The organism is Maribacter spongiae (assembly GCF_047345125.1).
GTDB lineage: Bacteria > Bacteroidota > Bacteroidia > Flavobacteriales > Flavobacteriaceae > Maribacter.
The window spans coordinates 1-10,765 of sequence record NZ_JBLFEQ010000019.1 but is presented as its reverse complement, the minus strand read 5'-3'; the positions used below and the strand labels follow the sequence as shown (position 1 = coordinate 10,765).

Here is a 10,765-nt window from a genome sequence, read left to right as displayed (position 1 = left end):
AAAGTATATAAAAAATTGCTATTTTTAGCTTAACCAATGTGAGTTGCTTTGTTTGCTAGCTTCTGATTTTCCTTCGGAAAATCCTCGCACACAAACACGCAACTTTCCATATACATAACCGTTCGAGTCAATTCACCTACGGTGAACTTTAATCTGCGCAACTGCGTTGCACCACATCTTAAAGTAAATCGACTCGAACTACAGCGCCAAACCAAATTACCCCTTGGCAAATACCACCAAGATATCACCTCCAGTGGGCATCGAGCCAAAACTGACCAGAACGGCCGCCAAAAGTAATTTGGCACTGCCATTTACACTCCCAATAATACAAAATCGACAAGTTACGCCCGCTGCGCAGGCTTCTTGACAGCCTGTCGGCAGCGATACCATAACAAGACTAGGTCAAATTCTCCGCCGACAGTCGAACGATTTTGCTATATTTCCGTGAAAATCGCAGCACTACGTTTAGCGCTGTATTAGGCAACATTTGCACAAAACAAACTTTTTACTTACCTTTGACGTTAGTAACGTAAAAAAGAATTATGATTGTTTCATTTGGCTCGAAAGAGACCGAAATGATTTGGAATGGAATCCGAGTTAAGAAAATGCCGATTGACATACAGAAAGTTGGACGTCGGAAATTAAGAATGTTGAACAACTCTCAAGATTTAAAGGACTTAAGAGTTCCGCCTTCAAATCGACTTGAAAAACTGACTGGAAACCTCAATGGATTTTACAGCATTCGGATTAACAAACAATGGCGAATCGTTTTTAAATGGGACAACGGAAACGCCAATGAAGTGGAAATAATGGACTATCATTAAAAACAAAAAAATGGAAAGACTGGAAAATATACATCCTGGAGAAATTCTGTTCTACGAATTTTTAGAACCACTTGAAATTTCGGCTTACCGACTTTCAAAAGACCTGAAAATTCCACAGACCCGAATTTCGGAAATAATTAAAGGCAGACGAAGAATAACAGCGGATACAGCATTACGTTTAAGTATTTACTTTGGCAACTCTGCAAAGTTTTGGCTTGGACTTCAAAACGACTTTGATATCGAAGAAGAAAAAGACGAAAAGAAAGCGGAACTGGACGGAATCAAAAAATACGAAAACAAAAACGTTGCCTAACAATGGCTATAAGTAATTGCTGGCTCTCGCCTACTTCTGAAAATCCTCGCGGATTTTCAGCTTGGTGCGTACCTGCAAAGTTAGGTGCCAGCCCACGCAACTACCCATAGCCGAGACCGTTCGAGTCAATTCACCTACGGTGAACTTTAATCTGCGCAACTGCGTTGCACCACATCTTAAAGTAAATCGACTCGAACTACAGCGCCAAACCAAATTACCCCTTGGCAAATACCACCAAGATATCACCTCCAGTGGGCATCGAGCCAAAACTGACCAGAACGGCCGCCAAAAGTAATTTGGCACTGCCATTTACACTCCCAATAATACAAAATCGACAAGTTACGCCCGCTGCGCAGGCTTCTTGACAGCCTGTCGGCAGCGATACCATAACAAGACTAGGTCAAATTCTCCGCCGACAGTCGAACGATTTTGCTATATTTCCGTGAAAATCGCAGCACTACGTTTAGCGCTGTAGTTGTGCGTAATTAAAACAAACATTAATGAAAAGATTTTTTAAGGTATTATTTTTACTTTTTCTGACTATTTTTAGTACGAAATCTTTTTGCCAGAAAATAGTTGAATATTACGAGCCAGTAAAAAATGATAGTCTAAGAGTCGGAATAGGAGAAAATGACTTTTTGCCTTTTATCCAAAAAGGTTATACTCTAATGCTTCCTGAAAATAATGAAATAAAAGGTGTACTTATTTTCCTCGAAGATTCAAAGTATGACAAAAAGAATTTTAGCTCAAAGCAGATGTATAGTCAAGCATCTGAGAATAAATTTGCGGTATTGTCAGTTTCAACCGAAATCCCTTTAGACTTTTACTTTTCTAAATCATCTATGAATTCAACTCATAGTCTAATTCAAGAGGTGTTTAATGAACATAATTTGCCTAATGAAAATATTTTCTTTTTAGGAGCAAGTTTAGTTGGACATAGAGCGATGCGTTATATTAAATTTGTGAAAGAGAGTGACTTTAAATTTCAGCTTAAAATTAAAGGTATTGTCGTTTGCAATTTCACAATGGATTTTACAAGAAAATGGTATCAACATAAACGTGATATAAGAATTAACCGAATTGACCTTTGGGAACCGAAATTTATAAACTATCTATTGGAAACGAACTTAAAAGGAACACCAAAAACTAATCCCGAAAATTATCACAACTTCTCATCGTATAGTTACTTTGATGAAAAGAATGAAAATGTTAAGATATACAAAGACTATGGGGGGTTCTAGCGTATATTGAACCAGCAATAAAATATAAGCTGAAAAAACAACTAAGAACATTATATGAGAATAATTCGACAGATATAGTCGGGTTTTTAGCTGAATTGAACTTAGCAGGAAATGAAAATACCGAATTGATTGTACTACAACCTGATGACAATCCATCTCAAATAAAGAATACTCAATCAACTTGGGACTCAATAGACAAGGATGAACTTATGGAGTGGATTCAAAAGCAGGCAGAAAATAACTACGCACAACAATGGCTATAAGTAATTGCTTGTTCTCACCTACTTATGAAAATCCTCGCGGATTTTCAGTTTGGTGTGTACTTGCAGAGTTAAGTGCTAACCCACGCAACAACTCATAGCCGAGACCGTTAGCCATAAGCAAAACACAAATCAACACTTAATTAAAATGGGACATAATATTTGTGCAATTATTGGGCAAAAAAACATTAAAATTGATAAAATTAAAGAATTTGCTTTGGCAACTGCTTTTGAAAATGAATTTGCAATTGTAATTTTAGACTTTGACGCAATGCTTTATTTAGGCAGTAAGTTGTCCTTAAATATGGATTCAGAGAGTGAAAATATTGAATGGGCTTGTGAATTATCATTCTTTATTTCTAAGGAAATTGGTATGCAGAAATACGCAATAATTCAAACAGATTATTTTGGAGGAATGGGAGACCAATGTGCATCTCTTTATGAAGATGGAAAAATTGTTGTTAAAGAAAAATCAATAAATGAAATACTGAAAAAACTAGGTGTTATTAACAAAGAAGGACTAGATGAATTTGACACATTAAACCTTTCAGAATACAGAAATAGTGAATACTATTATTGGGATGAGCATAATTGGGCTGAAAAGAAAGATAATATGATTGCTGGAAAAATACTAAAATGAGTAAAACATTTGTAATAGGAGATTTACACGGATGTTATGATGAATTCATAGAATTATCAAATCAAATAGGGATAACAAAAAATGATTTAGTTATCTCTCTTGGCGATATTGTTGATAGAGGAAATAAATCTGTTGAACTTTATAATTATTTTAAAAATCGTGAAAACTCAATAGTATTAATGGGAAATCACGAAAGAAAGCACCAAAGAGGAATTTTAAGTTATTCTCAAGAAATTGTTAAAGTTCAATTTGCTGATGAATATACTGAATTTGTAAAATGGACTGAAACTCTTCCATATTTCTTTGAAACGAATGAAGCAATCATTGTTCACGCATTTTTTGAGCACGACAAAAAGTTACAAGAACAAAAACAAGAAGTGCTTTCTGGAACGAATTCTGGCTCTAAATATTTAGAAAATAAATATGAGGAAGGGAAATTTTGGTCTGATTATTATAAAGGAGAAAAACCTATAATTTATGGACATCACGTAGTTGGTGATAAACCTAAAATTTATAATAATACCTATGGAATTGACACCGGAGCTTGTCACGGAGGAAAACTAACAATAATTGAATTACCTGGGTTCAAAATTCACCAAATAAAAGTTAATAATGATTATTGGAAAGAAGAACAGTCAAAATGGCAAATCCCCGTTTTAAATGCTAAAAATTGGGAGGAAATGAAAATTGAGTTCATACATAACCAATTAAGTAAATTAAGCTATAAAGAAGAGGTTGAAATAATAGAATTCCTAAAAGGGATTGAAAATTGGATTAATAATGTCCAAAATACAATCATAACTATCAAGGGGAAATTAGAGGAAATTACAATTAAGTTAAAGGAAAAACATAAAGAGTTGTTTAATAAAGAGGTAGCTAAACTTAGTTATAGGTCATTTATATTTAAAGCAAATTCTAATAACCTACAATTATCTGATTTAGAAAAAATTTTGAACACACCGCAAAAAGTTATTGACTTAGCACTTGAATTAAATTTATCTGAAATTCCGAATAGAAAGAGCCAGTAGATAACACGGTATAAAAATAATAAGGGTTAAGTGCCAGACCCAAAGTTGGTGCATATTAACAAAATCCACCAAATTTACAATTTGATGGTTAAAAGAAAAGTAACGGTAAAATTGTAAATTTGGCTAAGTGCTAAACCGAAAATAAACGCTAATTTAACCCGTAACTGACGGTTATACGAGACCGTTACCTGCAAGCTCATGAAAACTAAGAACATCATTAATCATAAATAAATCGCATGAAATTTAGAACTATTTTATTATTCAGTTTTTGCCTTATTTTCATAGCAAGTTGCTCAAATGAGAAAACCTTTAGATTACCGATAACATTCCAAGAAGGATATGGACCTTTTGAATCAGGCATGGGAGGAATATCTCCTTATTCAGATAATGAAAATGACCCTTGGAAGAAAACACATTTAAAAACATCTGGAATACCTAAAGACTGGTCTGATGTTAAAGTTGGTGATATTAATACGGATATCTATCAATCCGTGTATCAAAACTATTATCTAGGTAATATTACAAAAGAGAGGTACAAGGAATTGCAGAAATCATGGAATTGGGTACCAGACTCAGTGAATTTATCGAAAAAACCAATAAAATGTAAAATAGCTTTTACACAAGGAAGAGATTCTATTGGTGAATTAAAAATGATTGTCGATGCAAATAATAATTATGATTTTAGTGACGATAATATTTTTGAACCAATCGAAATAAATCCGCAAGATAAAATCAATAAAGATTCATTAGTAAAAAGTAACGCTATCAAAGTTAATTTTGAACAATTTTCAAATGACAAAATAATCGAAGTTAATGCTCCACTCTTAATTGTACATATGAGGCAATACAACATATTCATGTGCAGTTTTGCACAATATGCTACAACAAAATTAAACGGAGAAGAAATAGCTATCCACTCTAACAATTTCACAGATTTGTCATATAACAGTATAGAAATCATCAAAGTTAGCAGCCAAATTGATAAAGAGAAAAAAGTGAATTATCAAAAGGTAGTTGCAAAAAACGAATATCTTGAAATTGGGAATGATATTTACAAAAATTTAGGTATAAAAAAGAATGAAAATGTATTGGTCTTAGAAAAAGTGAATTCGCCCAAAAACAAATTGTTTTCTTCCCAAATTGGATTTAAAGCTTTCAATTTTTCTGGGAATGATTTCAAAACAGAAACTCCAATTTCACTAGATAGCTTAAAAGGGAAATACGTATTACTCGACTTTTGGGCTACTTGGTGTGGCCCCTGCATACAGGAAATCCCAAACTTAAAAGATTTATATAAAAATGTTGATAAGTCAAAATTTGAAATTATTAGTATTGTTGGAGATAGTCCAATAGAATCTTTAGAAAAATTGACACAAAAACATTCAATATCTTGGCCTCAAATTATATCAAATGACTTTAACAAAATAAAAGAAAAATATGGAGTACGTGGATATCCAACAACGTTTCTTTTAAATCCTAAAGGAGTGATTGTGGCAAAAAATTTAAGAGGAAAAGAATTGGATAGCAAAATAGAAAGCTTAATTAACGAATAAAGCCAGCAGGTAACAATGGCTATAAGTAATTGCTTGTTCTCGCCTACTTCTGAAAATCCTCGAGGATTTTCAGTTTGGTGTGTACTTACTAAATTAAGTACTAACCCACGCAACTACTCATAGCCGAGACCGTTGTACAACATTAAAACCAAAACTTCAAGTTGAACATAAAGACACTACAAATACTTCTGATTTTATCAATATTGATTTTAAGTTGTAAATCACATAAAGAAATCAATAGACTGGCATCCGAATTAAAATGTGATAAAACAATTGAATTCATTTTTGACAAACAAAGTAATACCGTACAAATAGAAAAAGTTGGGCCAAGTATCGGCGAATCAAAAATTCCAAATTATGAACTTACATTTAATCGAGCTGTAGAAGAACTGAACGAAAATATAACATCTGAATTAAAAGTAACTGAAACTATCGGGTTTCCGACAGATTCCATTTTAAAAATTAAGGTCAAAATTGACAAAATTGTCTGGAATTTCAGAACCGCTGATGCGGTAATGAATACGGACATAATCTTTTATTTCGATAATAAAGAAATAAAAACAACAGGAACTAACACTGTTTATATGCATGGAACAAAAAAAGGTAATCTTCGGAAAAGCATTAAAAGTGGAATTTATGAATTCTTAAAAATTAAATGTAAGTAATAATAACGTTGTACAACAACGGCGATAGTCCATTACAGCTGAAATTCCTAATCGGAATTTCAAGCCTTTTTGCTAAATTTATGGTTACGGCGGAATGATACTCACGTACCATTCCGTAACGAAACCATAGCCGAGACCGTTAGCAGCAATATGAAAATCGCAATCTATATAATACTATTTCTGATTAGCTTCAATTTTTCATTCGGACAGAAAAGCAATACTGAAACTGAATTTGAAATTATTGAAGAAAAAACAGGTGATTTAGATAATGACGGAATTGCTGAAAAAGTAATCGTATATGAAACCAACGAAAAAACAGAATTTGGGAATATTAGAGAAATTCAGATTTTAAAAAACAAATCTGGAGAGTGGACTGAATGGCAAAAATCAAAAAACGCAATTTTAAAAAGTCAAGAAGGTGGAATGTGGGGAGACCCTTTTGAAGGAATTGAAATAGAAAACGGAATTTTAAAAATTCACTTTTTTGGTGGTAGTAGTTGGAAATGGTCTTACATTGACAAATATCGATTTCAAAACAATCAATTTGAATTAATTGGATACACAAGTACTTATTTCAAACTCTGTGAATATTGGGAAACGGATGATTTTAATTTATCTACTGGTAAGTTAATTTCTAAAAAGGAATATGAAAAATGTGAAAATGGAGAACAAGAAATCTATAAAAGAGAGAATGAAACATTCTACAAAAAAGACATTAAGATAACATTGGAAAATCGTCAGGAAAAAGAAATCAAAATAGTGACACCAAAGTATGGACGTGAAATTTATGTCGCGAATGGAATTGAATAAAATACTGTGGCTAACAATGCATAACCGCAATTACGGCGTCCTCGATAGCTATCGGGACGACTACGTCCGAATCCACTCGGAATTGCTAAAGCCTGTGTCAAACCGAAAATTAACGCATATTAAACCGTAACTGACGGTTATACGAGACCGTTAGGCACAAGCTGAAAAATAACACAAACAATAAAACAAAATTATGAACAAAAGAATTTTATTATTGACATTAATTGGAATAAGTTTCGGAATTAATGCCCAAAACACTTTTCCTACAACAGGTAAAGTAGGTATTGGAACTTCTACTCCTCAATATACTATAGATATTGATGGAAATTTTCAAAGAGGTTCTGGAATTAAACATATCATGCGATTGACTCATAAAAATGCTTTGGATTCAGGTGATGGTACTTCTTTATTATTTACTAATCGAGGTCATAGTGCAAATGACTACGGGGGGTATATTGCTCTTGTTTCAAGTGGTTCTAATCCTGGTTGGCTCAATCCTAGATTGGACTTTGCTGTCCAAAACCCTAATACTCATCAACTAAACGATATTTCAACTAAAATGACTATTCTTGGAAATGGAAATATAGGAATTGGAACAACAAGCCCAAGTTCTGGTATAGAGATTTTTAAAGGAAATACAAATAATTTGGCTTTATTATTAAAGTCATCTGGAGCTGGCTGGGGTTCAGGATTACAATTACACAATACATCAGGAAATAGATATGGTATTTATTCTGGAAGTGATGGAAAATGGCATTTTTCGCATGAAGGTCAAGGTGATAGATTAGTTATAGATTCTTCTGGAAATATAGGGATAGGAACAGCAAATCCCAACGACTGGAAATTAGCTGTAAATGGAAAAATAAGAGCTAAAGAAATAAAAGTAGAAACAGGTTGGTCTGATTTCGTTTTTTACGACAATTACAAACTACCAACACTTCAAGAAGTAGAAAACCATATCAAAGAAAAAGGCCATTTAAAAGACATTCCTTCTGCCAAAGAAGTTCAGGAAAAAGGCATTTACCTTGGTGAAATGGATTCCAAACTATTGCAAAAAATTGAGGAATTGACGCTTTATACTATTCAACAAGAAAAGAAAATCAAAGAACAAGCCAAAAAAATTGAGGACTTAGAATCAATCAACAAAAAACTAATAGAATTACAAAAAAGACTGGAAAAATTGGAAAACTCTAAGTAGTTAAATATTAGCAGAATCTATGGAAGTTTTTAGTTTTGCTTTACAAAGACGAATTGAAAAAAAGTACGAAGTATATTCCAAAATATGTCCTTGAACAAAGATTTAAAAAAGAGGCTACTGAAATTGCCAATAAAAAGAAAACAATCGAAATAGCAAAAGAATTAAAAAGAAACGGAGTTGATAACGAAACGATTGCGGTATAAACAGGACTTTCAATTGAAAAAGTTGAAAAATTGAGAGTTAGAAAAAAATAAAAAGCCAGTGCCTAACACGGTGTATAAGTAATAGCGGTTTAAGTGATAAAACGAAAGTATAAATATAAAACAAAGGTCAGTGCAAAACCGAAAGATTTGTGAGTAGAAATCCGCTACTACTCATAGCCGAGACCGTTGTGCGTAATTTGAGAAAAAACTCGTTACTCAACCAAAAGTCCAGTTTACTCAATATGACTTTTCTGAATTTAAAAAGAAAAATACATTTGAGGAACTAAAACCAAATCAATGAATAGACTAATATTTTTATTTCTTTTAACCTACCAATTTGGTCTTTCTCAAAACACCAATAAAGAAGTTTATTTAGTTCATAATCTCTATGCAACTGGATTCGATAATAATGAATATTTATACTCGACTGACAGCTTAAAAATCGAAAACAATAGAAAAGTTTTTGACTTATTAAATGCAATTTCAAATATTCAGTCTATCGATGACATTTTTAGAGACTCGAAAATAGATACCTTACAAATATTAAATAATCCTTTAGATTTAATCAAGAAGTATAAACGTTCAAAAGTAGATTGGAATCAAGAGCAAAAAGATTTCATTAAACCTGAACTTCAAAATTTAAAAAATTACAAAAAATATTATTTGAACTACCTAAACAATGGTTGTTGTATAACAATGCACCAAAGGTATCGAGATGAATATCAAATTAGAGTTTTCCAAAACAATCTTTTGATAAATGAAATCACATCAAGAAAATCTATTGGAGGCTTCAAAATACCTTGGACGGACTCATTAACTGGAACAAAAAATTACAATTTTGAGATTGAGGAAATAATTCTTGATTCAGGGAAAAAACCAAAACCTTTAAAAGGAAATAGACTTCAAAAATATTTGACAAACAAAATAATCGACTACAACATCACCAAACTTTATGAATTGTCTGCATATACATATCACAAGGAAATTAAAGAATTAGAAGCAGAATTTGACATTAAATACTTTGGAGAAGTATATGGACGTGGAAGATATATTTGGGATGAACCACAAACCTTCAAAATCAAACTTCACAATAGTGAAATGCTTACAAACATTGACTTGGTTTTTATGGCTTCTAAACAAGGAAAAACCATTTATTCAAGAGATTCAATTATTAGCAACTATAAAAACCCATTAAAAAGAGTTCAGAAAATCTCATTCATTACAGATTACTTAAATGAAAATCCCGAAAGTACTTTAGACATATACTTTTTTAACAACAAAACGATTAATGAATATAATGTTGATGGTGTAAATAAAAGTCCAGAAGATTGGGAAAAACAGGACAATTATGTCAAAAGTTTAGAATGGTACAAAACAGCTGACATAGAACCGAGTTTTGATATTGAAAAAGCGATTAAAACTTCTGAAAAAAATAATTGTAGTTGCAATTATCGATTTGATAGAGGATTTATAGAACAAGCCATTTTTTTCGAAATAAGAAATAAAAATAATGATAGTTCTGTTTGGTTTTTGCTTCCAGACGATACTGTTTTATTATATTTAATGCAAGGTCAAAAAGTATTAGAATATGATTACGAAGCGTTTGGAAATGAATATGCCGGAGTTCAATGGCCTTGTAGAAGATTTGAATTAAATGGAAAACTAATAAAAAGATAAAAACGCACTACAACAATGTATAACCGCAATTACGGCGTCCTCGATAGCTATCGGGACGACTACGTCCGAATCCACTCGGAATTGCTAAAGCCTGTGTTAAACCGAAAATTAAAGCATATAAATCCGTAACCGACGATTATACGAGACCGTTGGGCACAAGTTGAAGAACTGTATGAAAATAAAAAGAACATTTATGATAATAGTATTTTGTATGCTATTAATTAATTGTAAAAAACCAGTAAAACCTCAAAAAGTTACAGTTCAAACCAAAATTTCATTTCCCTTCTATTCAACCAGTAATGGATGGATTCTTATCGAAACTCAACTGAAAAACGAAAAAAAATATTTAATAT

13 protein-coding genes are annotated in these 10,765 nt (G+C 32.3%); 11 read left to right on the top strand and 2 right to left on the bottom strand.

Annotated elements, in window-relative coordinates; genetic code table 11:
- Positions 1 to 216: 216 nt before the first annotated feature.
- Positions 217 to 390, bottom strand: coding sequence for a hypothetical protein (locus ACKWB9_RS15520; protein WP_414003926.1), 174 nt, complete (start codon positions 388 to 390; stop codon positions 217 to 219).
- A gap of 152 nt (positions 391 to 542) precedes the next feature.
- Between ACKWB9_RS15520 and ACKWB9_RS15515 the strand changes: the two genes are divergently transcribed.
- Positions 543 to 824 carry a type II toxin-antitoxin system RelE/ParE family toxin gene (locus ACKWB9_RS15515; protein ID WP_414003928.1) on the top strand — a complete coding sequence of 94 codons (282 nt, stop codon included), beginning with the start codon at positions 543 to 545 and terminating at the stop codon, positions 822 to 824.
- Between the two features lie 10 nt (positions 825 to 834).
- Entirely contained in the window at positions 835 to 1,137 is a 303-nt protein-coding gene (locus ACKWB9_RS15510) for a HigA family addiction module antitoxin (RefSeq protein WP_414003927.1), read from the top strand.
- 214 nt (positions 1,138 to 1,351) lie between these two features.
- On the opposite strand, the gene ACKWB9_RS15505 is transcribed toward ACKWB9_RS15510, so the two are convergent.
- Positions 1,352 to 1,525, bottom strand: coding sequence for a hypothetical protein (locus tag ACKWB9_RS15505; protein WP_414003926.1), 174 nt, complete (start codon positions 1,523 to 1,525; stop codon positions 1,352 to 1,354).
- Between the two features lie 112 nt (positions 1,526 to 1,637).
- On the opposite strand from ACKWB9_RS15505, the gene ACKWB9_RS15500 reads away from it, so the two are divergent.
- The 9 genes from ACKWB9_RS15500 (at position 1,638) to ACKWB9_RS15460 (ending at position 10,412) form a co-directional block, all read left to right on the top strand.
- Positions 1,638 to 2,378: a hypothetical protein gene (locus tag ACKWB9_RS15500; protein WP_414003925.1), complete on the top strand. Its 741-nt coding sequence runs from the start codon at positions 1,638 to 1,640 to the stop codon at positions 2,376 to 2,378.
- Between the two features lie 408 nt (positions 2,379 to 2,786).
- Complete coding sequence (locus ACKWB9_RS15495; RefSeq protein WP_414003924.1) at positions 2,787 to 3,278, top strand: hypothetical protein; 492 nt, start codon at positions 2,787 to 2,789, stop codon at positions 3,276 to 3,278.
- Positions 3,275 to 4,306 (top strand): metallophosphoesterase, encoded by a 1,032-nt coding sequence (locus tag ACKWB9_RS15490; protein WP_414003923.1) that lies wholly within the window; start codon positions 3,275 to 3,277, stop codon positions 4,304 to 4,306. The genes ACKWB9_RS15495 and ACKWB9_RS15490 overlap by 4 nt, the downstream gene beginning before the upstream one ends.
- Positions 4,307 to 4,542: 236 nt before the next feature.
- The gene (locus ACKWB9_RS15485) at positions 4,543 to 5,859 is read left to right on the top strand and encodes a TlpA family protein disulfide reductase (RefSeq protein WP_414003922.1); all 1,317 of its coding nucleotides are present in this window, start codon (positions 4,543 to 4,545) and stop codon (positions 5,857 to 5,859) included.
- Positions 5,860 to 6,020: 161 nt separating this feature from the next.
- Entirely contained in the window at positions 6,021 to 6,524 is a 504-nt protein-coding gene (locus ACKWB9_RS15480; RefSeq protein ID WP_414003921.1) for a hypothetical protein, read from the top strand.
- Between the two features lie 150 nt (positions 6,525 to 6,674).
- On the top strand, positions 6,675 to 7,334 hold the full coding sequence (locus tag ACKWB9_RS15475; protein ID WP_414003920.1) for a hypothetical protein: 660 nt from the start codon (positions 6,675 to 6,677) through the stop codon (positions 7,332 to 7,334).
- Between the two features lie 193 nt (positions 7,335 to 7,527).
- Entirely contained in the window at positions 7,528 to 8,532 is a 1,005-nt protein-coding gene (locus ACKWB9_RS15470) for a hypothetical protein (RefSeq protein WP_414003919.1), read from the top strand.
- Between the two features lie 53 nt (positions 8,533 to 8,585).
- The gene (locus ACKWB9_RS15465) at positions 8,586 to 8,735 is read left to right on the top strand and encodes a hypothetical protein (RefSeq protein WP_414003918.1); all 150 of its coding nucleotides are present in this window, start codon (positions 8,586 to 8,588) and stop codon (positions 8,733 to 8,735) included.
- Between the two features lie 297 nt (positions 8,736 to 9,032).
- Positions 9,033 to 10,412: a hypothetical protein gene (locus ACKWB9_RS15460; protein WP_414003917.1), complete on the top strand. Its 1,380-nt coding sequence runs from the start codon at positions 9,033 to 9,035 to the stop codon at positions 10,410 to 10,412.
- The last annotated feature ends 353 nt before the right edge of the window (positions 10,413 to 10,765 follow it).

Excerpts from the sequence above, each read along its gene's own strand:
- ACKWB9_RS15520 (WP_414003926.1), bottom strand. The coding sequence starts at position 390 with ATGGTATCGCTGCCGACAGGCTGTCAAGAAGCCTGCGCAGCGGGCGTA.
- ACKWB9_RS15515 (WP_414003928.1), top strand. The coding sequence starts at position 543 with ATGATTGTTTCATTTGGCTCGAAAGAGACCGAAATGATTTGGAATGGA.
- ACKWB9_RS15510 (WP_414003927.1), top strand. The coding sequence starts at position 835 with ATGGAAAGACTGGAAAATATACATCCTGGAGAAATTCTGTTCTACGAA.
- ACKWB9_RS15505 (WP_414003926.1), bottom strand. The coding sequence starts at position 1,525 with ATGGTATCGCTGCCGACAGGCTGTCAAGAAGCCTGCGCAGCGGGCGTA.
- ACKWB9_RS15500 (WP_414003925.1), top strand. The coding sequence starts at position 1,638 with ATGAAAAGATTTTTTAAGGTATTATTTTTACTTTTTCTGACTATTTTT.
- ACKWB9_RS15495 (WP_414003924.1), top strand. The coding sequence starts at position 2,787 with ATGGGACATAATATTTGTGCAATTATTGGGCAAAAAAACATTAAAATT.
- ACKWB9_RS15490 (WP_414003923.1), top strand. The coding sequence starts at position 3,275 with ATGAGTAAAACATTTGTAATAGGAGATTTACACGGATGTTATGATGAA.
- ACKWB9_RS15485 (WP_414003922.1), top strand. The coding sequence starts at position 4,543 with ATGAAATTTAGAACTATTTTATTATTCAGTTTTTGCCTTATTTTCATA.
- ACKWB9_RS15475 (WP_414003920.1), top strand. The coding sequence starts at position 6,675 with ATGAAAATCGCAATCTATATAATACTATTTCTGATTAGCTTCAATTTT.
- ACKWB9_RS15470 (WP_414003919.1), top strand. The coding sequence starts at position 7,528 with ATGAACAAAAGAATTTTATTATTGACATTAATTGGAATAAGTTTCGGA.
- ACKWB9_RS15460 (WP_414003917.1), top strand. The coding sequence starts at position 9,033 with ATGAATAGACTAATATTTTTATTTCTTTTAACCTACCAATTTGGTCTT.